Origin of the sequence: Mycobacterium sp., assembly GCF_050700595.1 — a bacterium.
GTDB lineage: Bacteria > Actinomycetota > Actinomycetes > Mycobacteriales > Mycobacteriaceae > Mycobacterium.
The window spans coordinates 1-23,737 of the sequence record NZ_JBOHHI010000230.1 but is presented as its reverse complement, the minus strand read 5'-3'; the positions used below and the strand labels follow the sequence as shown (position 1 = coordinate 23,737).

Below are 23,737 nucleotides of genomic sequence, written 5' to 3'. Positions count from 1 at the left end.
CCGGTGGAACCGGATTACGACGTCCTGATCATTGGTTCGGGCTTCGGGGGCAGCGTCACCGCGCTGCGGCTGACGGAAAAGGACTACCGCGTCGGCGTGCTCGAAGCCGGCCGTCGCTTCGCCGACCATGAGTTCGCCAAGAACTCGTGGCACCTTCGCGACTTCCTGTGGGCGCCGAAGTTGGGCTGTTACGGCATCCAACGGATCCACCTGCTCAACAACGTCATGGTGCTGGCCGGGGCTGGAGTCGGCGGTGGGTCGCTGAACTATGCCAACACGCTGTATGTGCCGCCGGAGCCGTTCTTCGCCGACAGGCAGTGGTCGCACATCACCGACTGGCGCAGCGAGTTGATGCCGCACTACGAGCAGGCGCAGCGGATGCTGGGCGTGGTCCGCAACCCGACCTTCACCGACGCCGACCGCATCGTCAAAGAGGTCGCCGACGACATGGGTGTCGGTGACACGTTCGTGGCCACCCCGGTCGGTGTGTTCTTCGGTCCCGACGGAACCAAGGCACCGGGCAAAACCGTGCCGGACCCGTACTTCGGCGGGGCAGGGCCAGCGCGGACCGGCTGCATCGAGTGCGGCGAGTGCATGACCGGCTGCCGGCACGGTGCCAAGAACACGCTGATGAAGAACTACCTCGGTCTCGCGGAATCGGCTGGCGCACAAATACATCCGATGACCACGGTGACCGGGTTCACGCAGCGGCCCGATGGTTTGTGGCAGGTGCACACCGTGCGCACCGGTCCGCGGCTGCGCCGCAACCGCAAAACCTTCACCGCGACCCATCTGATCGTGGCCGCCGGCACCTACAACACCCAGAAGCTGTTGTTCAAGATGCGCGACAAAGGGAAGCTGCCGCGGCTGTCGGACAAACTCGGCGTGCTGACCCGCACCAACTCCGAATCCATTGTCGGTGCGGGCCGGCTGGCGGTCAGCCCGGATCTGGACCTGACCCACGGGGTGGCGATCACCTCGTCGATTCACCCGACATCGGACACCCATATCGAGCCGGTCCGCTACGGCAAGGGCTCCAACGCGATGGGGCTGCTGCAGACCCTGATGACCGACGGCGCCGGCCCGCAGGGCAGCGATGTGCCGCGGTGGCGGCAACTACTGGAACAGGCCCGCGAAGACCCGCGCGGCATCGTGCGACTGCTCAATCCCCGGCAGTGGAGCGAGCGCACAGTGATCGCACTGGTCATGCAGCACCTGGACAACTCGATCACCACGTTCACCAAACGCAACGGGCTCGGCCTGCGCCGCTACTCCAGCAAGCAAGGGCACGGCCAGCCCAACCCGAGCTGGATCCCGGTCGGCAACGAGGTGACCCGCCGCATCGCCGCCAAGATCGACGGCGTGGCCGGCGGTACCTGGGGCGAGCTGTTCAACATCCCGCTGACCGCGCATTTCCTGGGCGGGGCGGCGATCGGCGACAGCCCCGAGCACGGCGTCATCGACCCCTACCAGCGGGCGTACGGCTACCCGACGTTGGCGGTGATGGACGGTGCGGCGGTCTCGGCGAACCTCGGCGTCAATCCGTCGCTGTCGATCACCGCGCAGGCCGAGCGGGCCGCGTCGCTGTGGCCGAACAAGGGTGCAGAGGATCTGCGCCCGCGCCAGGGCGAGCCGTATCGCCGGCTGGACCCGATCCCGCCCCGGCATCCGGTGGTGCCGGCCGGCGCGCCCGGCGCGCTGCACTGGCGTGATCCGATCAGCTCGTCCGGCTGACCGCACGCGGCATCACCCGGCGATGTGTCGGCTCGCGGCCCGGCGGCTGCGGCGGCGGCGGTAGCAGCGGCTCGCAGGGCGCTACGTCAACCGTCAACTCCGCATCCGTGTGCAGCTCGAGCTCCTCACCGGCGTGCCGGATGACCAACGTCGCGTCGGGTCCATCCCGCAGGGCGTAGGTCACGTCGTCGTGGGTGATGGTCACGGTGAGTCGAAACCCACGCCAGCGCACCCGAAACCGCAGAGCCGAGATGCCGTCGGGCAGATGTGGGTCCAGCGACAGCACGCCCTCGTCGTCGCGCAGGCCGCCGAAGCCGGCGACCAGCGCGGTCCAGGCTCCGGCCAACGAAGCCATGTGCAGCCCGTCGCGGGTGTTCTCGTGCAGGTCACGCAGATCGATCAGCGCGGCCTCGTACGCGTAGTCGTGGGCCAGCTCCATGTGTCCGACTTCGGCGCACATCACCGCCTGAGTGCACGCCGACAGCGACGAGTCGCGCACCGTGCGCCGCTCGTAGTAGTCGACGTTGCGTGCCTTTTGGTCGGGGGCGAACGCGTGGCTCTGCCACTGCATCGCCAGCACCAGGTCGGCCTGCTTGATCACCTGCGCGGGATATAGCCGCACATAGGGCTCGTGGAGCAGCAACGGGTACGTGGTGTTGGAATCGAAGTCCCATTCGGCCAGCGTGGTAAAGCCGTCACACTGCTGGTGGACGCCAAGTTCCTCATCGTAGGGAATGTGTGCGGCGTCGGCCGCCGACCGCCAGGCGGCCATCTCCTCGGTACTCACGCCCATGTTGTGTGCGGCCCCGGGATCGCGGGTACAGGCGTCGGCGGCGGTGTGCAGGTTGTGCGCCGCCATCAAGTTGGTGAACACGTTGTCGCGGACGATCGCGGTGTATTCGTCGGGGCCGGTGACTCCGTCGAGGTGCCAGACGCCGTGCCGGTCGTGGTGCCCCAGCGACAGCCACAACCGGGCGGTTTCGACCAGCACCGCCAGCCCGCACTCTTGCTCCAGCGACTGGTCGCCGGTGACGACGCGGTACCGCTCGAACGCCATCGCGATGTCGGCGTTGACGTGCCAGGCCGCCGTGCCGGCCGGCCAGTAGGCCGAGCACTCCTGGCCGCGGATCGTCCGCCAGGGGAACGTCGCGCCGGCGAGGCCGAGTTCGGCCGCCCGCTCCCGGGCCAGATGCAGCGTCGCCGCACGCCAGCGCAGCGCATCGGCCGCCGCATGCGGGGCGGTGTAGGTGAGCACCGGCAACACGAAACCCTCGATGTCCCAGAAGGAGTGGCCATCGTAGCCGGTGCCGGTCAGACCCTTGCCGGGGATCGCGCGCCGTTCGGCGCGCGCACTGGCCTGCAGGACGTGGAACAACCCGAATCGCACCGCCTGCTGGATGGCGGGGTCGCCCTCGACCTCGACGTCGGCGCTGTCCCAGAACTCGTCGAGGTACTTGCGCTGGCTGTCCACCAGGCCCTGCCACCCGCTGTAACGGGCGCCGGTCAGTGCGGCCGCGGCCTGATCGTGCAGCGCCGGCCGCGAGCGCAGACTCGACCACCCATATGCCAGGTACTTGACCATGCGCAGCTGCTGACCGGGGCGAAGTCCGCAGATCACGATGGTGCGGGCCACGTCTTCACGCGCCTCGGTGCTCACCTCGACCCGGCCGGGCACGTCGATCTCGTGGTCCATCACAGCGGCCATCATCAGGTCGCTGGCCCGGGTGCGATGCATCAGCAGGGATCGGTTGTCGATGTCCTCGTGCTCGACCGCCTCCAGCGGATGCTCCAGAATGGCCGCCACCCGTGGGTCGCCCGAGGTCTGTGGCTGGTCCTCATTGGCAACGAGTTCGGATTGCACTGTCACCCGGACGAATTCGTCGATCGCCTCGACCACGTACTCGATGGCTGCGACGCTGCGCTGGGCCAGCGACACCAGCCGGGTCGATGTCACTTGCACCTGCTTGCCCGCAGGGGAGCGCCAGTGTGCGCGGCGGGTCAGCGTGCCGGCGCGCAGGTCGAGAACCCGCTCGTGGTCGATCAGATCGCCGTAGCGGACGTCGAAGGGCTCGTCGTCGACCGTCAGCCGGATGATCTTGCCGTTGGTGACGTTGACGACGGTCTGGCCGGCTTCCGGATAGCCGTATCCGGCCTCGGCGTAGGGCAGCGGCCGCACTTCGTAGAACGAGTTCAAGTAGGTGCCGGGCAGGCCATAGGGCTCGCCCTCGTCGAGGTTGCCGCGCAACCCGATGTGGCCGTTGGACAGCGCGAACAGCGACTCCGACTGCGCAAGCACTTTCAGGTCCAGTCGGGTCTCACGGACCTGCCAGGGTTCGACGGGGAAGGCTTCCTCGGTGATCATGATCGCGGCCTACAGCAGATCGGCGAGATCGGCGACGACGACGTCGGCGCCGTTGCGGCGCAAGTCCTCGGCTTGGCCCACCCGGTCGACGCCCACCACGAAGCCGAAGTTACCCGCCCGCCCGGCGGCCACCCCGGACAGGGCGTCCTCGAACACCGCTGCCGCAGCCGGCTCGACCTGCAGCAGCTGCGCCGCCCGCAGGAACGAATCGGGTGCGGGCTTGCCGGCGAGATGTTCGGTGCGCAGGGTCACCCCGTCGACGCGCTGCTGGATGAACCGGTCCAGCCCGGTGATTTCGAGTACGTCGCGGGTGTTGGCGCTCGACGACACCACCGCCACACCGAGGCCCGCGGCCTCGACCGCCTCCAAATACCGCCGTGACCCGTCGAACACCTGCACACCGTCGTCGTGCAAGGTCTGCTGGAACGCCTCGTTCTTGCGTCTCCCCAGGCCGTACACCGTCTCGGCGTCGGCCGGATCGTCGGGACCGCCGTCGGGCAGTTCGATGTCGCGGCTGGCGAGAAATGACCGGACACCGTCTTCACGTTTCTTGCCGTCGACGTATTGCCGGTAGTCGTGTACCGGATCGAACGGCACGAACGGTTCGCCGGTGCGCTCGGCCCGCTGCTTCAGGTACGCGTCGAACATCGCCTTCCAGGCCTTGGTATGCACACTCGCGGTGTCGGTCAGCACGCCGTCGAGGTCGAACAGACAGGCGCGCACCGTCTCGGGCAGACCCAGCACAGCGGACCTCGCTTCCAGCGGTTGTCGGACCGTCGAAAGAGGTTACCGCGCGAGCGTGTCCAGCGGCGCGCCACTGATCATTTGGCTTTGCCGGCCGTGTACGTCGACGGGAACATCGCCCATCAACGTGACCCGGTGCATCAGCCGGCGTTGGTCGTCATAGTCGTCGACGGCGCGGTGCTGGGTCGCGCGGTTGTCCCAGATGGCGACGTCGCCAGGCTCCCAATTCCACCGAACTGTGTTCTCGGGAACCGTGATTCGTCGCTGCAGCAATTCCAGCAGCAGTTGTGACTCGTAGGGCTCCAGACCGACGAAACCGCGCACGAAATCGCCTGCCACCAGGGTCCGTTCCCCGGTCTCGGGGTGTACTCGCACCACCGGATGCTCGGTGCGGAAGTCCGGCTTCTCGAAAACCGTTCGGAATGCCTGCTGTGCGGCGGTCGCGGCGCAGGCAGGCTGGGCGGCGTAGTCGAATCGGTTGCTGTGCAACGCCCAGAGATTTTCGGTGAGCGCTTTGAGCGGCTCCGGCAGCGCCGTGTAGGCGGCGGCGGTCGACGCCCACAGCGTGGATCCGCCGTAGCTCGGCAGGGTGACGGCGCGCAGGATCGACGCGGCGGGATAGTTGGCGACGAATGTGATGTCGGTATGCCAGCGGTTCGCCTTGCCGTATTCGGAGTCGATCGGCGTGATGATCGGTGCGTTGTCGTCGCGTATCGACGGATGGGCGATCGGCGTGCCCAGCAGCGTGGCGAAGGTGTGCTGCTCCGCATCGTCGAGGTGGTGCTGGCCCCGGAAGAAGATCACCTTGTGGCGCAGCAGTGCGCGACGGATCTCGCCGATCGTGGCGGGGTCGAGGTCACTGCCGAGTCGTACACCATCGATACGGCCGCCGATGCGGCTGCTCAACTGTGTGACGGTCAGGGTGGCAGTCGATGGACTCATGACGCTACTGTAGTCGAATGACTACACGTGCGTCAACGTCGGCCCGGACGCCCGTCGGCCGGGATGAGGTGGCGGCGGCGATCCTGGCGGCGGCCGCCGATTTGTTCGCCGAGCGCGGCCCGGCCGCGACATCCATCCGCGATATCGCAGCCCGGTCGAAGGTGAACCACGGGCTGGTGTTTCGCCACTTCGGCACCAAGGAGCAGTTGGTCGGGGCGGTGCTCGACTACCTGGGGACGAGCCTGACCGAGCTGCTGGGGACCGGCGCTCCGGCCGGCGATGTCGAAGCGGCGCTCGACCGGCAAATGCGGGTGATGGCCCGGACCCTGCTCGACGGCTACCCGGCGGGGCAATTGCAGACGCGGTTTCCCAACATCGCATGGCTGCTCGACCAGGTCCGGCCGCAACACGACAACGACCTCAGCGCACGCCTGGCCGTCGCCAACGCCCTTGCTCTCCAGTTCGGCTGGCGGTTGTTCGAGCCGCTGTTGCGCTCGGCGGTCGGCATCGACGAGATGACCGACGCGGAATTAAGCCGCGCCGTGGGTGCCGAGATGGCCCGGATCGTCGAGCCGCACTGATCCGCTGCGGGTCTTTAGACTGACCGGGTGGAGTCAGTATCACCCCGTCCTGTGCTGGTCGTTGATTTCGGTGCGCAGTATGCCCAGTTGATCGCCCGCCGGGTGCGCGAGGCCCGGGTGTTCTCCGAGGTGATTCCACACACCTCGTCGATCGACGAGATCAAGGCACGCGACCCGCAGGCGCTGGTGCTGTCCGGCGGACCGGCCAGCGTCTACTCCGAGGGCGCGCCGCAACTCGATCCGGCACTGTTCGACCTGGGCGTGCCGGTGTTCGGGATCTGCTACGGATTCCAGGCCATGGCGCAGGCCCTGGGCGGCACCGTCGCGCGCACCGGCACTCGTGAGTATGGCCGGACCGAACTGAAAGTCCTTGGCGGCGAGCTGCATTCGGGACTGCCCGACGTGCAGCCGGTGTGGATGAGCCACGGTGACGCCGTCACTTCGGCTCCGGACGGGTTCGACGTGGTGGCCACCAGCGCCGGTTCTCCGGTGGCCGGTTTCGAGGACCGGGCGCGACTGCTGGCCGGTGTGCAGTACCACCCCGAGGTCATGCACACCCCGCACGGGCAGCAGGTGCTCAGCCGGTTTCTGCACGGCTTCGCCGGCCTCGGCGCGGACTGGACGCCCGCCACCATCGCCGGCGCGCTGGTCGAGCAGGTGCGAGAGCAGATCGGTGACGGCCACGCGATCTGCGGGCTGTCCGGGGGAGTGGATTCCGCGGTGGCTGCGGCGCTGGTGCAGCGTGCCATCGGCGACCGATTGACGTGTGTCTTCGTCGACCATGGGCTGCTGCGGGCCGGCGAGCGCGCGCAGGTGCAGCGTGACTTCGTCGCCGCCACCGGCGCCAACCTGGTCACCGTCGACGCGGCGGAGACCTTTCTGGAGGCGCTGGCGGGGGTGACCAACCCCGAGGGCAAGCGCAAGATCATCGGCCGGCAGTTCATCCGTGCCTTCGAGGGCGCGGTGCGGGATGTCATGGGCGACACGGCCTCTGGGGAGGGTGTTGAGTTCCTAGTCCAGGGCACGCTGTACCCGGACGTGGTGGAGTCCGGTGGCGGCACCGGAGCTGCGAACATCAAGAGCCACCACAATGTCGGCGGCCTGCCCGATGACTTGAAGTTCAAGCTCGTTGAGCCGCTGCGGCTGCTGTTCAAGGATGAGGTGCGCGCGGTCGGACGGGAGTTGGGCCTGCCGGAGGAAATCGTTGCGCGCCAGCCGTTTCCGGGCCCGGGCCTGGCGATCCGGATCGTTGGCGAGGTCACCGCGACGCGGCTGGACACGCTGCGGCACGCCGACGCGATCGCCCGTGAGGAGCTGACCGCGGCGGGCCTGGACATCCAGATCTGGCAGTGCCCGGTGGTGCTGCTGGCCGACATCCGCTCGGTGGGCGTGCAGGGCGACGGCCGCACCTATGGCCACCCGATCGTGCTGCGACCGGTGTCCAGCGAGGATGCCATGACCGCCGACTGGACCCGGGTGCCCTACGAGGTGCTGGAGCGCATCTCCACCCGGATCACCAACGAGGTCACCGAGGTCAACCGGGTGGTGCTGGATGTGACCAGCAAGCCGCCCGGCACCATCGAGTGGGAGTAGCGCCCCGTTCATTGAAATTGCATCCACGGTCGTGCCGGGTGCCGGGTGCCTTGACCACAGCCATGACAGCAATCTCAACGGCTTGACGCCGCATCGTATCGAACATACATTCGATTGATGAGAAATATGCCGGCGCCCGCAGTTCAAGACCGCGCTGAGCAGCTGCAATTGCTGCGTCGGCAGATGGCGGCGGTGTCGCCGAAAATCGGTTCCGGACGGCAGGGTCAGGCGCACCTGCTGCCGATCCCGCCGGCGCTGGCCGAGGTGCTGCCCGACGCGTTGCCGCGGGGAACGGTGGTGATGCTGTCGGGAGCCCGGTCGCTGCCGCTGAGCATGGTGGCCGCGGTGACGGCCGCCGGTCAGAACGCGGCCATCGTCGGGCAGCCGGATGTCGGGTTGTTGGCGGCTGTGGAGATGGGGGCGGATCTGAGTCGGCTCGCGGTGATACCGGATCCCGGGACCGACCCGGTCGAGGTGGCGGCGGTGCTCATGGACGGGATGGATCTGGTGGTGCTCGGGCTGAGCGGGCGTTCGGTGCCGCTCACCCGGACCCGGGCGGTGGTGGCCCGCGCGCGCCAGAAGGGCTGCACCCTGCTGGTGACCGACGGCGACTGGCCGGGGGCGTCGATGCGACTGGAGGCCCGGGTCTGCGGCTACGAGACCGGCGCGCCCGGGTTCGGCCGGATCAGCGCGGTGCGGCTCGACGTATGCGCGCGGCGGCGAGCGATCGGGCGGATACGGGCGGGATAGTGCGGTGACCTCCAGAGTGCTGGCGATCTGGTGCATGGACTGGCCCGCGGTCGCCGCGGCGGCGACCGCCGGCCTGCCCGCGACGGCTCCCGTCGCGGTCACCCTGGCCAACCGGGTGATCGCCTGCTCGTCGGCCGCCCGTGCGGCGGGGGTGCGGCGAGCGCTGCGGCGGCGGGAGGCGGCGGCCCGCTGCCCGGACCTGCATGTCGTGGCCGCGGACGCCGACCGTGACGCCCGCTTCTTCGAAGGAGTGCTCGCCGCGGTGGACGATCTGGTGCCCCGCGCCGAGGTGCTGCGGCCCGGGCTGGTGGTGTTGCCGGTGTCCGGGGCGACCCGCTTTTTCGGATCCGAGCAGCAGACATCCGAGCGACTGATCGACGCGGTGGCCGCCGCCGGCGCCGAGTGTCAGGTCGGGATCGCCGACCAGTTGTCCACCGCGGTCTTCGCCGCCCGCGCGGGTCGCATCGTGGAGCCGGGCCAAGACGCGCGGTTTCTGTCGGTGTTGTCGATCCGCCAACTCGCCACCGAGCCGAGCCTGGCCGGGCCGGGCCGGGCCGACCTGGCGGATCTGTTGTGGCGGATGGGGATTCGCACGATCGGTCAGTTCGCCGGGCTGTCGCGCAGCGATGTTGCCTCCAGGTTCGGCGCCGACGCGGTGGCCGCGCACCGGTTCGCCCGCGGCGAGCCGGAACGCGCACCGTCCGGGCGTGAGCTGCCGTCGGAACTCGATGCCGTGCTGGACTGCGACCCGCCGATCGATCGGGTCGACGCCGCGGCATTCGCCGGGCGCTCGCTGGCCGGCACGTTGCATCAGGCGTTGATGGCCGCCGGGGTGGGATGCACCCGGCTGGCCATTCATGCCGTCACCGCCAACGGCGAAGAGCGCAGCCGGGTGTGGCGGTGCGCCGAGCCGCTGACCGAGGATGCCACCGCCGATCGGGTGCGCTGGCAGCTGGACGGGTGGTTGACCAACCGAACCGCTGACGACCGGCCGACCGCGCCGGTGACCGGGTTAAGGCTGCAGGCGATAGAGGTGGTGTCCGCCGGGGCGCTGCAGTTGTCGTTATGGGGTGGTCTCGGTGACGACGATCGGCTGCGGGCCCGTCGGGCATTGGTGCGGGTGCAGGGCCTGCTCGGTCCGGAGGCCGTGCAGGTGCCGGTGCTCAGTGGTGGTCGCGGGCCGGTCGAACGCATCACGCTGACCCCGCTGGGCGACGAGCCGGTGCCGCAGGCCGATCCGCGCCAGCCGTGGCCGGGGCAGTTACCCGAGCCGTCGCCGACGGTGCTCCTCGATGACCCGGTGGAACTTATTGACGCCCAAGGTAATCCGGTGCGGGTGACCAGCCGCGGGCTGTTCTCCGCGGACCCGGCACGACTGTCCGCCCACGGTCGTGACGATCGGCTGCGCTGGTGGGCCGGACCCTGGCCGGTCGATGAACGCTGGTGGGACCCGGATCGCCCCAAGGGCCGCACCGCTCGCGCCCAGGTATTGCTGGAGAGCCAGCGAGCGCTGCTGCTGTGCTACCGCAAGCGACGGTGGTATCTGGAGGGGCGCTACGAGTGAACGCCCAGCCAGCGTGCAAACGGCCCGACCTGCTCGATGAACCGGTCGAAGAACACCGCCGGGTCGACACCAACACCGATGAGCGCGTTGGGCTTTCGCCCCCACCGCCCCGACCAGTCGACCACCGTCATGCCGCGGGTCAGCGTACCGGTCAACTCGACATCCACCGTCGCCGGTTGGGTGGTCACCAGCTGCGGATCAAGGGCAGCCGCGGCCGCCAGCGGATCATGCAGGTGCGCCACATAGCCGTGGCCGTGGTCGTAGTGGGCCTCGAAGTAGAACCGCATCGCGTCCTCGATCACCCGGATCAGCGGATTGGATGCCGCCGACCGGGTGCCGCGTTCGTCGTCCGCGTCCATCACCGTGGTCGTCGCATCCGCGGCCGCGGCCAACCGGGCCAAAATGTCGGGCGTCATCGCGATGTGCCGAGTCAGGTCCAGTCCGCACAGGACCGGCAGACGGTCGGCGGCTTCGACAGCCCAGGCCGCGAACACCTCGGCCGCTGCCTCGGGGTCCACGCTGATATTCCATTCGGCGACCGGATTGGTGTTGCCGCGGTAGTCGTAGGCGCCGCCCATGATCACCAGCCGGCGTAGCAGCGTCGGCAGCGCGGGTTCGGCGCGCAGCGCCAGCGCCAGGTTGGTGAGCGGGCCGGTGGCCACCCCGATCAGCTCTCCGCGATGGGCGTGGGCGGCGCGCACCCAGGCTGTCGCGGAGTCGTAGCCGGTCAGACGATACTCGCCCGGTGGCAGCTCGGCATACCCTAAGCCATTGGGGCCGTGTGCTTTCCCGGGCGGACGCATCGGACAGCACAGCGGCTGATCGGCACCCTTGGACACCGGGACGCCGTTCGCCCGGCACAGTTGGAGCAGACCGAGGTTGTTGCGGCAAACCTGGTCTACCGCGACGTTTCCACCGGTGGACGCGATTCCGACCAGCTCGGCCTCGGGGCTGGCCAGCAGATAGACCAACGCCAGCGCATCGTCGACACCGGTGTCGACGTCGACGAAAACCGGCGAGCCGCTCACCGAGACAACGATACCGAGGTGGATTACCAGTGCACGCCGGGTACCAACCGCAGCGCGCGCTTGATCGGCTTGGGAACCCGCACGCGAGTGACGGCACGAGCCGGGCGTTTCGGCCGACGCTGCGACGGCGGCTGTGCGGCTACCGGTACCTCGGCTGCATCGATTTCCTGGGGGGACAGCCCTTGCGCCGCCGCGGAATCCGGATAGCCCAGATAGAGCTGATGCAGGATCCGCCGCGACAGCTTGGGGGTGAAGTAGTTGCCGACCTCCGAGAGGGTGCCCAGCGGGGTGTCGATGCGCGCGGGCTTCTCGACCAGCCCGCGCACCACCATCGCCGCCGCATGCTCGGCGCTGATCGCCCGTACCGGGTTGAGCCGCCGCGACGGCACGATCATCGGAGTGGCCACCAGCGGCATGTGGATGTTGGTGAATGTGATGTGGTCCGACAGCGTTTCGGTCGACACCACGTCGGCGAATGCGTCCAGCGCGGCCTTGGTGGGCAGATACGAGCTGTACTTGGGATTGCGGGCCTGCACCCCGGCGCTGGAGACGTTGACGACGTGACCGAACCGGCGTTCACGCCAGTGCGGCAGCAACGCCAGCACCATACGCACCGCGCCGAAGTAGTTGACCGCCATCACCCGCTCGTAGTCGTGTAACCGGTCGGTGGAGTTGACCACGGACCGGCGAATCGACCGGCCGGCACTGTTCACCAGGTAGTCGACATGGTCGAACCGGCCCAAGATGTCCTTGACGGTGTGCTCCACCGATGCGGAGTCGGTGACGTCGCAGGCGAACGCATACGCCTGACCGCCGCCCCGGCGGATCTCGGTAACCAGATCGTCGAGTGCCTCGTCGCTGCGGGCCAGCGCGAACACCGTTGCGCCACGCTCGGCGACCGCGACGGCCGAGGCCCGGCCGATGCCGCTGGACGCGCCGGTGACGATGACGTGCTTGCCGACCAGCGGGCCTGCCGGGTCATCGCGGCGGGCCCGATTCGGGTCGAGGTGCTCGGCCCAGTACCGCCACAGCCTGGGCGCGTAGTCGGCGAACTCGGGTACTTCGATACCGCTGCTGGACAACACCCTTCGTGTCTGGTCGGAGACGAACGTTGGTTTCAGATCGACGACGTCGAGAATCTCCGCGGGTATGCCCAGCTGGGTAGCGACCATGTTGCGCCACACCTTGGCCCGGCCACGCACCTTGAGCACCGGTGCGGCCACCGAACGGGGCAGCGAACCGCGCAACGGCGGAAGGCCTGCCGCGGCGGCGATCCCGCGGTAAATACCGCGCAGGCCAATGGTTTTCGGCGAGGTCAAATGGAACGTCTGGCCGTCACAACCGTCGGCATGCAGCAACGTCACCAGCGCGCCGACCACGTAGTCGACCGGAACGACGTTGGTCCGCCCGGTGTCGGGCAACATGATCGGGGTAAACCGGGGCAATACAGTCAGCTTCGTCAATATCGGGAAGAAGTAGTATGGGCCGTCGATTTTGTCCATCTCGCCGGTGCGCGAATCGCCCACCACCACCGCAGGCCGGTAGATCCGGTAGCGCAGCCCCGGGGCCGAGCGCACCAGCAACTCGGCCTCGAACTTGGTCTGGTGATACGGCGTCGGCAGCTGCTGGCCGACGTCGAAATCGGCTTCGGTGTACTCGCCGGGGAAGTTGCCGGCCACCGCGATCGATGACACGTGATGCAGTGTTGCGTCCAGCCGGCGGGCCAGTTCGATCACCGCCCGGGTGCCCTCGACGTTGGTGGCGCGTTGGTCGGTGTCCCCGGCGGTGATGTCGTAGATCGCCGCACAGTGCACGACGTGGTCGGCATCTCCCAACCCGGCGAGCGCCTCGTCGGTCAGGCTCAGCTCCGGCAAAGTACCGACCAGCGGCTTCGCCCGTTCGCCCCAGTCAGCGGCCAGGCGCTCGAAGCGGCCCACCGACTCCCGGCGGACCAGCACCCACACCTCTGCATCCGGCCGGGTGTCCAGCAGGCGTGAAACAACGCGGCGCCCGATAAACCCGGTACCGCCGGTAACGACATACCGCATGTACGTCATGGTGGCGGCTGGCACCGGCACCCGTCAACCGGGTGTGACGCGATCGTCAGACGGGCGGGCGCTAGTAACTGAAGTCGCGGATGCCGTCCCAGTCCACCAGCGTCCACCCGGTCGACGGGTTGCCGGTGATCACGACGCGTCCGCCGTTGGGCAGATTGTGGCTGGTGGCCAGGCTGTCCTTGGGGTTTTTCACGTTCATCAGCGTCCAGTACATGATCGACGTGCCATGTGAGAACGCGATCGGCTTGCTTTGGCCGCTGTTGTAGATCTTCTGCACCGCCGCCCCGAACTGGCCGTTGAAGTCGTTGCCGTTGATCGACCCCGGGATGGCGTCCGTGCGGTCGCCGTTGAGCCAGTCCTTCGGCGCCAGCAGATACGTCAAGTCCGCCCTGTCTGACCGCGTGTTGTCATACCAGCCGGCACGGACTTCGCGCAGCCCGGGCAGCACCTCGACCTGCTCGCCGAGGTCCTTGGCCAGCGGCGCAGCGGTCTGCTCGGCCCGAAGCATGTTCGAGGCGTACACGCCGTCGTACTTGTTGCGGGCAAGCTGGTGCGCGATCCGTTGGGCCTGCCCGCGGCCTTCGTCGGTGAGGCCCGGGCCGGGCACGTCGGTGTCGATGATCCCGTCGGCGTTGCTCTCGGACTGGGCGTGCCGGACGAACGTCAAGGTGATGGTGCGCGCGTGCGGCGCCGACGAGCAGGCGCCGACGACGATGATCGCGGCGAGCACGGCCGCCGCCTTCCAGAGGATGGTGCGGTTGGGCATGGCGATAGCCTGCCTTGTCGACGGCGCCGATGTGGTGGGTTTGCCGCGGTTGGTGACGAAGGAATGCCGCGGCCCGGATAATGCCGAGTGAATCCGACCGAGAGGAGACCCGCATGGCGATCGACCCGAAGGCCGTCGGCGCGACGACCGAGCCGATGCTGTTCGAGTGGACCGACCGCGACACTTTGCTTTATGCGCTCGGTGTCGGCGCCGGAACCGAGGATCTGTCCTTCACCACCGAAAACAGCCATGGCATCACCCAGCAGGTGCTGCCGACCTACGCGGTGATCTGCTGCCCGGCGTTCGGGGCCGCGGGCAAGATCGGAAAATTCAACTGGGCGATGCTCTTGCACGGTTCCCAGGCCATCCGGCTGCATGCGCCGCTGCCCGCCGCGGGAAAGCTGTCGGTGGTCACCGAGGTGGCCGACATCCAGGACAAGGGCGAGGGCAAGAACGCGATCATCATGCTGCGCGGCCGCGGCACCGATCCGGATTCGGGGACGTTGGTCGCCGAGACGCTTACCACTCTCGTCATCCGCGGTGAGGGTGGTTTCGGGGGAGTGCCCGGCGAGCGGCCGGCCGCGCCGGAAATCCCCGACCGCGAACCCGATGCCCGAATCGCGTTGCCCACCAGGGAAGACCTGCCGTTGATCTACCGGCTCTCCGGCGATCGCAATCCCCTGCACAGCGACCCGTGGTTCGCGCACGAGATGGCCGGCTTCCCCAAGCCGATCATGCACGGACTGTGCACCTACGGGGTCTCGGGTCGCGCGCTGGTCGCCGAACTCGGCAACGGCGTCGCCGCCAACATCACCTCGATCGCCGCGCGGTTCACCAAGCCGGTCTTTCCCGGCGAGATGCTGACCACCCTGATTTGGCGCACCGAGCCCGGGCGGGCGGTGTTCCACACCGAAGCCTCTGGCGCCGACGGCGGCACAGATGGGGCCGCGCGGCTGGTGCTCGAGGACGGCGCGGTGGAATACCAGGAGTGATACACAGGCGGGTTTACCGAGGCCGCCCCCGGGCAATCTCCGACCATGGCATTCAAACTCACCTACAGCGACGGCCAAGAGACCGACTACGACGACAACACCAAGTGGGAAGTCGAGAACGGCGTCCTCAAAATGGGACGCGAGCCCGGCACGTGGACGGTGCTGGTCTCCCCGAGCCATTGGGCAACCCTCGAACTAGCCCAAGAACAAGGCAAAGGCGACGACAAAGACAAAGACAAAGCCGACGGCGAAGACGAAGACAGCTGAGTTAGTGTGCGACCGGCACCGGCGGCGCGTCGTCCGGGGCGAGTTCGGCGCCGACCTTGCGGAACAGCGTTTCGGCCTCGTTGCGGTAGTTGCCGTGGTCGTCGAACGCCTCGGGTTGATAGGTGACTGCGACAGCGATCGCGATCTTGCGCGACGGCAGGTACGCCTCGACGGCGGCCTCGCCCGCCAGCATCGGATTTTGCAACAGCCAGTTGCCCGAGATCACAATCCCCAACCCGTAGGTATAGACGTTGTCCTGCGTCGTGGTGTGGCCGCGCAGGTCGGTGGAGACCATCGCCTTATAGGACTCGGGCGATAACAACTTGCCCGAACCGATACCCACCGCGGTGGCTTCCAGGTCGTAGATGTTGGTTGTCTGAATCGCACCATGGGTGATCGTCCACGACGGATTCCAAAAGGTGGAGTCCTCGTAAAACGGTGTGCCGGGAGGGATTTTGAGCGCTGCGCGACGCTCGGAGGTGAAGGTGTGCAGCGTCGGCACCGGGATCTGCGGGGTGAACGAGTTAGCGGTGTTTATCAGCGCGAGCGGCCCGAGCACCTTGTCCTGCAACAGTTTCGGCATGCCCATGCCGGTGGATTTTTCCAACGCCAGGCCGAGCAACACGTAATTGGTATGAGCGTAGTTCCAGTTGGTTCCGGGCGCGTAGAGCAGCGGCTTGTTCACCGCGTAGCCGAGCAATTCCTGCGGTGTCCATTGCCGGAACGGATCGGCGGCGAGCGCTGCGTTGAAGTCGGGGTTGTCCAGCACATAGTCGCGGTAGCCGGACGTCATGTGAGCGAGCTGGCCCAGGGTTACCCGGTCGGCGTTGGGGATGTCGGGAAGCCACTTGGACAGCTTGTCGCGCAGGCTGACCTTCTTCTCGTCGGCGAGCTTGAGCAGCAGGGTCGACACGTAAGGAGATCGCCACCGCGCCGTTGCGGAAGAACATGCTCGGCATGGCCGGCAGGCCGGTCATCGACTCGCCGACCGCTTGCGTGACGATTTCCTTGCCGTCCATGGTGACGCGCACGATCGCCGCCTTCAGGTGAGCCTGCGACATCGTGTCGCGGACGATCTTCATCACCGCCCCGGCCTTGGCCGGATCCGCCGAGGTGCCCCACCACGGAGCGGGGGGCGGAGCGCCCCGCGACGAGCACCCCGCCGCCACCACGGCAAGCACGCACACCACTGAACCCAGACGCCGGGGGAAGGTCATACCCCCGATCTTGACAGCTCCGCCCGAGCGTCGGGTAAGCAGGCGGCACGAGCTCAAGTGATCAGCTGTCCAGCTGATGTGACAGCCGCTCGGTGAAGTCGCGTACCCGATCGGGACTGTCCAGCGCGTAGCGCGCCGCCGTAGCGCGGTCGCCGTCGTCGGTGTGTCGCACCACGATTGCTACACCGTCGTCACCCACCGCGTCGAATGCATCCTCGTCGGTGATGTCGTCGCCGAGGTAGACCGGCAGCAACGGAGCATCTCCGCCGATGTGATCGAGCACCCAGCGCAGGGTCTTTCCCTTGTCCCAATCCAGATTCGGGCGCAGCTCGACGACTTCTCGACCTGTTGTCACCCGAAGCGCGCTGTGCTGACCGGCCGCACGCACCGCCGTGGTCACCTCAGCCACCCGGTCCCGCGCGGCGTTGCGGTAGTGCACCGCAACACCAAACCGCTTGTGTTCCACCCTGACACCGGTAATGTGACCAAGCCGGTCACGCAATTCGGCTGCAGCCTGTTCGAGCAGCGGGATGCTCGCCGCTGCCGCCTCGTTCTGGTGGTGTGCACCGTCGGGTCCGGTCAGCTCGAAACCATGGCTGCCCGCGTACCAGATTCCGGGCAGGCCGATCCGCTGCCGCACATCGGCGAGGTCGCGCCCGGACAGCACCGCGACCGGACATTGCGTCGTCAATGCCGTCAGCGCGTCGGCCGCGCCCGCCACCAGCCGGGCCGCATCGGGGTTGTTGACGATGTCGGAAAGCGTTCCGTCGAAGTCGAAGAACACCGCGGGGTTCGCGGCGGTCACCACGTCGAGGGCCTGCAGGCCGTCGGGAAGCTCCGACATCCGGCGGAACCCGGTGCGCACCCGGACCTCGCCCAGGCCGGCGACCACGGCGTCGGCGCCGTGCCGGCGCAGCTCGTCCGCAGGCCCGTCGACTCCGATCACCAGCCCGAAGCCGCCGGCCCGTGCAGCCGCGACGCCTTCTGGTGTTGCGGTGATGACGGCACACCGGCCGGGTCGCACCGCCAGCCGGTTCGCCGCCCGGACGAGCTCGTGCTCTTCCGCCGCTGCGGCGTGGATGCCGGCGGCTTGCAGTTGCTCCATCAGCGTGGTGTTGGTCGCCGGGTCGTCGAGCTCGAACAGCACCGCGTCGTGGTGACGCGGGTCGATGGTGACCGACATGGTCACGACATTAGGGTGTCGCGGAGCGGACTGGGCGCGGGGATACGAGACACAATGACACGAGGTACGCGATACCGGACAGGCAGCTAGGGAACGATTGCATTCGCCGCTCGGAGTGACACCGGTAGATGTTTGAGTCCGTGCAGCAAGATGCTGTCGTTGAAGGTCGGTTCACCGGCGAGGGTTAGCCGGGGGAAGTGCTCGAACAACGACTGCAGGCCGATATGTAGTTCCATCCGAGCCAGCGCCGCACCCAGGCAGGCGTGCACACCGCTACCGAAGCTCAGGTGCTCACGGGCATTGGTGCGGGTTGTGTCGAAGATATCGGGGTGTTCGAAGACTTCTGGGTCGCGGTTGGCCCCACCCAATAGAAGGAGTATCGCGTCGCCTGCCCGTACGGGGTATCCCTGGATGTCGACGTGTTCGATGGCGACCCGCGCCGACATTTGACCGGTCGTGTCATACCGCAGGATCTCCTCGATCGCGTTGGGCCAGCCCTCGGGGTTCGCACACAGCGCGGCCAGTTGATCCGGGTGACGGACGAGCACCACGACGGCCTTGCCGAAGACATGCGTCGTGGTGACGAACCCCGCGCCCAGGAGCAGCCCAGCGAGCACCCTGATCTCCACGTCGGTGAGATCGCCATGGTGTATCACGTCGGACAGGATGCTGTCGGCGGCGTCGTCTTGACGTAGCCGCTCGATATGCGCCACGAGGTAGTCGTCGAACTCGCGTAAAGCTTTCATCGCTTCCCGAAAGTCGCGCCAGGATGCGGCGGTGGTGGCAAGCAATCTGGTTGCCGACTCGCCGATTGCATGAAGATGGCGCGTCTCATCGCGTGGGATGGCCAGCATCTCGGCGATGACCGCAATGGGGATCCGCGAGGTGTACTCGGTGATCAAATCGCACTCGGCGCTGCCCTCCAGGCCGCGAAGTAGCTCGTCGGCGATTTCGTCAATACGGATGCGAAGCCCATCGAGCGCCCGCGGCGTGAACGCCCGCGACACCAGGCGACGCAACCGCGTGTGCTCAGGCGGATCGGTGACCAACATGGAGGGCGGTTCGACGCCATTCAGCACATGGGGGTCGGTCTTGGCCAGGATCCACTGGACGATACGAAAAGGTGACCGGTCCCGCGGTTTGCTGGTCCTAAACCGGCCATCGCGCAGTACCTCACGGACAATCTGCGCGTCAGCGCTGACCCAGCCCACCCTTTCCACCAGTGACATGCGGCCCCGTGCGCGAATTTGCTCGATGAGCGGATAAATATCATCGCCCCGGTTGGTGTCGATCAGCAACTGCGCCAACGGATCACCTCGCCATGCCATCAGTTTCAACGATGCCCGTGGAAGTCCATACCCCGCGGCCCAATGCGACCAATCCCGGACAAGCACCTGCATGTGCTCACACTCCCTGGTAATCGGTTGCACTTGAGCCTAATGGCCGGGCACCGAGGTGTCGGGCGATTGGAGGCCAAGTCGTAATTCACCGCTTATTCAGATACCAACAAGCCGCTGCGCGTTGCCGCCGAGGTAGAGGTCCGTGGTTTCCTGGTCGAGCCCGAGTCGATCGAGGCCGTCGAGGGCTTGGGCATGGAAGATCATCGGATAATTGGTGCCGAAGAGGACTTTTCGCCGTCCGCCTCGGCTGTTCATGTACTTAATCAGCTCGGGCGGAAATCGCGACGGGATGTATGCCGAGGTGTCGATGTAGACGTTGTCGTGCTTGCGACACACGGTGATCATTTCCTCGGTCCACGGATAACCGATGTGCCCGCACACGATCGTCAGCTCGGGAAAGTCCAACGCGACTTGGTCGATGTACGGGATGGGCCGACCGGTCTCGGAAGGCCTTAGCGGACCGGTGTGTCCGACTTGGGTGAAAAACGGCACGCCGAGGTCGACGCAGGCGGCGAACAACGGGTAATAGCGCCGGTCGGTCGGCGGAGCCTCCCACAGCCAGGGCACGATCCGCAGTCCCTTGAAGCCGTGGTCGGTGACGCGGCGATGCAGCTCACGCACGGCATCCATAGGCCGGTCGAGGTTGACGGCGGCCAGACCGGCGAAGCGGTCCGGATGGGCGCTCACCCATTCGGCGACATCATCATTGCTGATCAACGCCTCCTGGTGTGGTGCCGACCATGCCGAGAGCAGCCCGAAATCAACCCCGGCGGCATCCATCGCCTCGACCGTCACACCGATGTCAGGGGCTTCCTTGGGAACCTCAGCGCCGGTCCAGCGCCGTAGAGACGCGAACATGTCATGGGCCAGGATCCCCAAGGTGGGATGCTGCATCCACACATCTACGATCACCGGGCCGATCCTAAGACAGGGCGGCGGGGGTTGTGGCCGGCACCGGCCAGCTCGCGGTAGACGGACTCTGGTTGGGGTTTCGGCACTTTGGTCATCTGCGCTCCTCAAGATCGTTGCCACGTAACGCTTTGATCACTCCCCGCAGACTCGCATAGCCGTAATTTCGGTTTAAGCCACGCGGGTGAACACGGTTTTGCCGGTCATGGTCGGCCAGACGGCTGCGGTGTCGTCCCAATCGATGACACGGTTGACGATCGGTGCCAGGTCGAGGCTCCTCTGGCTGATCAAGTCGATCACCTCGGGGATAAGCGCGCGAGCGTTTACTCGACCGGTAATCAATTGGACGCCGCGGGTATACATTTCGAGCAAGGGTAGTTGGACCGGCCCGTGGAAGTAGATGCCGTGGTCGGTGCAGACGCCGTACGCCCAGGTCGCCCGCAGGGCGGCTGTGAGCCGGGCCGGATCTGCGGCGGTGTGCACAACGACCGGGTAGGTCCCCCAGGACCGCTGCGGCTTTGTGCAGTCATGCACGTGGGCGCCCATGCGTTCGGCGGCGGCGAGCCGGTTGCTGTCGGTGTCGATGTAGTCCACCTGGGCGCCGTAAGCCACGGCGAACGCGGCGGCGTACAACCCAATGGACAGACCACCCACGACAAGGACTCGTCGGTCGGCGGGTTCGAGGGAGGTCAACATCTCCTGGTACGGACCGACGCCACGCCACCCATCGGGGATGTTGTCGGACAGCGAAGCGATCGCGACCGGGTCCACCGTTTCAGGGACCGGGATCAGCATGGCGTCGGCGAAGGGCACTAGCACCACGTCGGTGAAGAAGCCGCCACCATCGAGTCCGGCGATCGTGCCCATCCCGTATGTCGCCAACGGTGGGACCGACGCGCAGGAGCCGGTTATTCCGCGTCGGCACTCGCGGCATTCACCGCAGCTGATCTGAAACGGCACCACGACTCGATCGTGGACCCGCACAGTGGTTACGCCGCTGCCGACTGCCAGAACCTCAGCGAGGCCTTCGTGACCGATCGCGTACCCCGGCGCCATCGGAGCGAGGCCCTGCGAGACGACCACATCGAGATCACAGCAAGCCACCATCAGCGGCCGAACCAGCGCTTGCTGGGGCTGTGTGATCTGTGGTTCGGGCACATCTCGCCACACGCATTGTGTAGGTGCTTCGAGTAGGAGTTGGCGCATGTCGATCCAATCTCGGAGACCACCGATCGTAACATCGTCTCAATACGATGTCACGGGACAATGTCAGCTAACCTTGACTGCGTGCCACCAGCGAAGCAACGCACACCTGAACTTCGTGATCAAGTGCTTTCGGCCGCGATCGAGCTGCTCGTCACAGACGGAGCAGAGGGCTTCACTACCCGTAACGTCGCAAGACGAGCACAAACGTCCACGCCCGCTGTCTATGAACTGTTCGGCGACAAGGGTGGCCTGCTACGCGAAGTGTTCTTTTCGGGTTTTCGGCGCTTACGAGAGGCATTCGACGCCCTCGAACCCGTCGACGACCCCGTCGATGGGTTGATCGGATTGGCCTATGCGTACCGGACTTTCGCGCGAGATAACCAGATGCTTGTCGAGATCATGTTCTCGCGGCCCTTCATCGAGTTCGAACCGGGGCCCGAGGATCTTGCCGCTACTGCATCGGTGCGGGCTTTCGTCGTTGACGCTGTTCAACGCTGCATCGACGCCAGACTGATGGCCGGCGATGCAACAGACATCGCACACATCTTTGTCGTCCTCGCGCAGGGATTGGCTGCCGCGGAGAACTCTCGTCGGCTTGGCGAGTCGACCGCGAACGTCGACAGGCGATGGGACCTGGCCATGCGCGCACTTGTGAACGGACTCGCACCCTGACGTGCACGAGGTCAGCCGCGGTACGAGGTGTCGGCGATCGCCTATTTTCAGCTGCGCAAGCTACCCTGCGTACCGCTATCTGCGGCCATCTCTCTACTGATCTACAAGTCGCCTACTCCGCGAGCAGCAAGACAGGGTCTCGGCTCAAGGCGTCCAGACGGGCCACCTCCAGTTCGATGCCGGCGGCGAGGTCCTCCACGTCAGGTGCTGCGTCGTAATCGGCGGTGATCCCGAACACCAGGTCATCGGCGTAACTCAGCACCGCGACACCGGTGCGCAGTTGCAGCGCGATCGGCGCAATCGGCAGCAAGCTCACGACCGGCTGACCCATCATCCGCAACTGATGACGCGGCCCGGGCACATTGGTCGCCAGCGTCACTACACCGCGTTGCGGCAGTCGAGTCAGCAGTCGAATCGTCCACGCAGACAACATGAACGGAATATGATTAGCCGCCGACACGAACATGTTGCCGGCTTGACGTTGCCCGCTGTGCTTGGCCCGGGTCAATCGGCCGTGCACGGTCCGTAACCGTTCCAACGGGTTGTCTTGTTCGACGGGAAGGTACGGCAGCATGACCGAGAGCCGATTATCGGGTTGGTCGATCGCGTCGACGGAACGCACCGATACCGGCACCAGGGCGCGCAGTGAATCCGCACGTGGCTGCTCGCCGCGGTGCAGCAGAACGTCCCGGAATCCTTGCGTGATAGCGGTGAGGGCAACGTCATTGATGGTGACGTCGAACTTGCGGCACACGTGGTCGACCTTGGCGAGGGGGACTTGCACCGCACGGTAGCGCCGCATGTTGCAGACCGGGCCGATCAGCGACGACGTTGCCGCCGGCCGCATCAAACCGGCGGCGATTTGGGCAGCACCGGCGATCGCCCGGGTAGCGGCATTGGCCAGCGGGACAAAAGTCTGCCGCAGGTCATCGGCCCAATTCAGCGGATTGAGGTCGGGCACCGGTAGGCGATATCTGTGTGGCCCCGGGGTCCCGTTGGAATGTGTGTGCATGGCAAACATCTCGCCGTCGGTGTTGTCACACAGCCCGGTGAGGATGTGGGTCGCCGAGACCCCGTCGGCGATGCAGTGATGAAGCTTGATCAAGAGCGCCCACCGGTCGCCCTGCAAGCCCTCGATGACACAGCATCGCCACAGCGGGCGGTCCCGGTCCAGGCGGCGCTCCAGCACGTCGGCGACGATCCGGAATAGTTCGGCATCGTCACCGGGCCGCGGAAGTGCCATCCTTCGTACGTGATGGGTGAGGTCGAATCCGGGATCGTCGACCCACTCCGGGGCGCCCACATCGAAAGGGTGTGTCCGCAGCACTTGTGTCCACCGCGGGATCCCCCGAATACGTTCTGCTAGTACGGATTTGAAGATATCGTAGTCGGGCGCAGGGCCGTCGATGACCGCAACTCCGCCGATCGCCAGACTCACGTGTCGATCCGAATCTTCAGCTTTGAGAAAACCTACATCGAGGGTTTTCAGATGCCCCATGAGCATTCACCACCATTTGATCTGGCATTAGTATCCGCCGCGAGCCCGAGGCGAGATAGGACGGGTTCTGAACTGTGTTGAGAATCACTGGCGGGTGGGTCTGGTGAGCGCACGGCATCGACCCTCTTGACTTCATCGAACATACATGCGGCTCCTCAGGTTTGTGTGGGGAGTTTGGGGTGTAGGCCGCCGAGGCATAGGTAGATCATCGAGGTCAGTGTTTGGGCTGAGTGGTGTCCGTAGCCGCGGGCGTTGATGAGCCGGATTTTGGC

Annotated in this window: 19 protein-coding genes and 1 pseudogene; 8 read left to right on the top strand and 12 right to left on the bottom strand. The window is 66.6% G+C overall.

Going from position 1 to position 23,737, the window contains the following annotated elements; genetic code table 11:
- Window positions 1–3 precede the first annotated feature (3 nt).
- Window positions 4–1,734: a GMC oxidoreductase gene (locus ACRDTL_RS20825; RefSeq protein WP_431508591.1), complete on the top strand. Its 1,731-nt coding sequence runs from the start codon at window positions 4–6 to the stop codon at window positions 1,732–1,734.
- Here ACRDTL_RS20825 and ACRDTL_RS20820 read toward each other — a convergent pair.
- Genes ACRDTL_RS20820 through ACRDTL_RS20810 form a run of 3 tightly spaced genes read right to left on the bottom strand, consistent with a single transcriptional unit; the run spans window position 1,718 to window position 5,782 of the window.
- Window positions 1,718–4,096 carry a glycoside hydrolase family 65 protein gene (locus ACRDTL_RS20820; RefSeq protein ID WP_431508590.1) on the bottom strand — a complete coding sequence of 793 codons (2,379 nt, stop codon included), beginning with the start codon at window positions 4,094–4,096 and terminating at the stop codon, window positions 1,718–1,720. The two genes, ACRDTL_RS20825 and ACRDTL_RS20820, sit on opposite strands and share 17 nt — an antisense overlap.
- A gap of 9 nt (window positions 4,097–4,105) precedes the next feature.
- On the bottom strand, window positions 4,106–4,858 hold the full coding sequence (locus tag ACRDTL_RS20815) for a beta-phosphoglucomutase family hydrolase (protein WP_431508600.1): 753 nt from the start codon (window positions 4,856–4,858) through the stop codon (window positions 4,106–4,108).
- A 24-nt stretch (window positions 4,859–4,882) separates the two neighbouring features.
- Window positions 4,883–5,782 (bottom strand): TauD/TfdA dioxygenase family protein, encoded by a 900-nt coding sequence (locus tag ACRDTL_RS20810; protein WP_431508589.1) that lies wholly within the window; start codon window positions 5,780–5,782, stop codon window positions 4,883–4,885.
- 17 nt (window positions 5,783–5,799) lie between these two features.
- On the opposite strand from ACRDTL_RS20810, the gene ACRDTL_RS20805 reads away from it, so the two are divergent.
- From ACRDTL_RS20805 to ACRDTL_RS20790, 4 genes are all read left to right on the top strand, one after another.
- Window positions 5,800–6,363, top strand: coding sequence for a TetR/AcrR family transcriptional regulator (locus tag ACRDTL_RS20805; RefSeq protein ID WP_431508588.1), 564 nt, complete (start codon window positions 5,800–5,802; stop codon window positions 6,361–6,363).
- 27 nt (window positions 6,364–6,390) lie between these two features.
- Complete coding sequence (gene guaA / locus ACRDTL_RS20800) at window positions 6,391–7,956, top strand: glutamine-hydrolyzing GMP synthase (protein ID WP_431508587.1); 1,566 nt, start codon at window positions 6,391–6,393, stop codon at window positions 7,954–7,956.
- A 117-nt stretch (window positions 7,957–8,073) separates the two neighbouring features.
- The gene (locus tag ACRDTL_RS20795) at window positions 8,074–8,706 is read left to right on the top strand and encodes a hypothetical protein (protein WP_431508586.1); all 633 of its coding nucleotides are present in this window, start codon (window positions 8,074–8,076) and stop codon (window positions 8,704–8,706) included.
- Window positions 8,707–8,740: 34 nt separating this feature from the next.
- Window positions 8,741–10,270 carry a DNA polymerase Y family protein gene (locus ACRDTL_RS20790; protein WP_431508599.1) on the top strand — a complete coding sequence of 510 codons (1,530 nt, stop codon included), beginning with the start codon at window positions 8,741–8,743 and terminating at the stop codon, window positions 10,268–10,270.
- Here the strand turns inward: ACRDTL_RS20790 and ACRDTL_RS20785 are convergent.
- The 3 genes from ACRDTL_RS20785 to ACRDTL_RS20775 all read right to left on the bottom strand — a co-directional run bounded on the left by ACRDTL_RS20785 (window position 10,261) and on the right by ACRDTL_RS20775 (window position 14,121).
- Entirely contained in the window at window positions 10,261–11,298 is a 1,038-nt protein-coding gene (locus ACRDTL_RS20785; RefSeq protein ID WP_431508585.1) for a nucleoside hydrolase, read from the bottom strand. The genes ACRDTL_RS20790 and ACRDTL_RS20785 overlap by 10 nt on opposite strands.
- 23 nt (window positions 11,299–11,321) lie before the next feature.
- Window positions 11,322–13,346 carry an SDR family oxidoreductase gene (locus ACRDTL_RS20780; protein WP_431508584.1) on the bottom strand — a complete coding sequence of 675 codons (2,025 nt, stop codon included), beginning with the start codon at window positions 13,344–13,346 and terminating at the stop codon, window positions 11,322–11,324.
- A gap of 70 nt (window positions 13,347–13,416) precedes the next feature.
- Window positions 13,417–14,121: a histidine phosphatase family protein gene (locus ACRDTL_RS20775; protein ID WP_431508583.1), complete on the bottom strand. Its 705-nt coding sequence runs from the start codon at window positions 14,119–14,121 to the stop codon at window positions 13,417–13,419.
- A 113-nt stretch (window positions 14,122–14,234) separates the two neighbouring features.
- Between ACRDTL_RS20775 and ACRDTL_RS20770 the strand changes: the two genes are divergently transcribed.
- Window positions 14,235–15,113, top strand: a complete 879-nt coding sequence (locus ACRDTL_RS20770) for a MaoC/PaaZ C-terminal domain-containing protein (RefSeq protein WP_431508582.1) — start codon at window positions 14,235–14,237, stop codon at window positions 15,111–15,113.
- 45 nt (window positions 15,114–15,158) lie between these two features.
- Window positions 15,159–15,380 (top strand): hypothetical protein, encoded by a 222-nt coding sequence (locus ACRDTL_RS20765; protein ID WP_431508581.1) that lies wholly within the window; start codon window positions 15,159–15,161, stop codon window positions 15,378–15,380.
- Between the two features lies 1 nt (window position 15,381).
- Here ACRDTL_RS20765 and ACRDTL_RS20760 read toward each other — a convergent pair.
- The 5 genes and pseudogenes from ACRDTL_RS20760 to ACRDTL_RS20740 all read right to left on the bottom strand — a co-directional run bounded on the left by ACRDTL_RS20760 (window position 15,382) and on the right by ACRDTL_RS20740 (window position 21,247).
- Window positions 15,382–16,597 (bottom strand): annotated as a pseudogene (locus ACRDTL_RS20760) (serine hydrolase domain-containing protein).
- Window positions 16,598–16,658: 61 nt separating this feature from the next.
- On the bottom strand, window positions 16,659–17,780 hold the full coding sequence (gene otsB, locus ACRDTL_RS20755) for a trehalose-phosphatase (protein ID WP_431508598.1): 1,122 nt from the start codon (window positions 17,778–17,780) through the stop codon (window positions 16,659–16,661).
- Between the two features lie 86 nt (window positions 17,781–17,866).
- Complete coding sequence (locus tag ACRDTL_RS20750; RefSeq protein WP_431508580.1) at window positions 17,867–19,180, bottom strand: cytochrome P450; 1,314 nt, start codon at window positions 19,178–19,180, stop codon at window positions 17,867–17,869.
- A gap of 96 nt (window positions 19,181–19,276) precedes the next feature.
- Window positions 19,277–20,092, bottom strand: coding sequence for an amidohydrolase family protein (locus ACRDTL_RS20745; RefSeq protein WP_431508579.1), 816 nt, complete (start codon window positions 20,090–20,092; stop codon window positions 19,277–19,279).
- Window positions 20,093–20,260: 168 nt separating this feature from the next.
- Window positions 20,261–21,247, bottom strand: a complete 987-nt coding sequence (locus ACRDTL_RS20740) for an alcohol dehydrogenase catalytic domain-containing protein (RefSeq protein ID WP_431508578.1) — start codon at window positions 21,245–21,247, stop codon at window positions 20,261–20,263.
- A gap of 171 nt (window positions 21,248–21,418) precedes the next feature.
- Here ACRDTL_RS20740 and ACRDTL_RS20735 point away from each other — a divergent pair, with 171 nt between their 5' ends.
- The gene (locus tag ACRDTL_RS20735; protein WP_431508577.1) at window positions 21,419–21,967 is read left to right on the top strand and encodes a TetR/AcrR family transcriptional regulator; all 549 of its coding nucleotides are present in this window, start codon (window positions 21,419–21,421) and stop codon (window positions 21,965–21,967) included.
- Window positions 21,968–22,079: 112 nt separating this feature from the next.
- Here ACRDTL_RS20735 and ACRDTL_RS20730 read toward each other — a convergent pair whose 3' ends face one another.
- Window positions 22,080–23,465: a WS/DGAT/MGAT family O-acyltransferase gene (locus tag ACRDTL_RS20730; protein WP_431508576.1), complete on the bottom strand. Its 1,386-nt coding sequence runs from the start codon at window positions 23,463–23,465 to the stop codon at window positions 22,080–22,082.
- Between the last annotated feature and the right edge of the window lie 272 nt (window positions 23,466–23,737).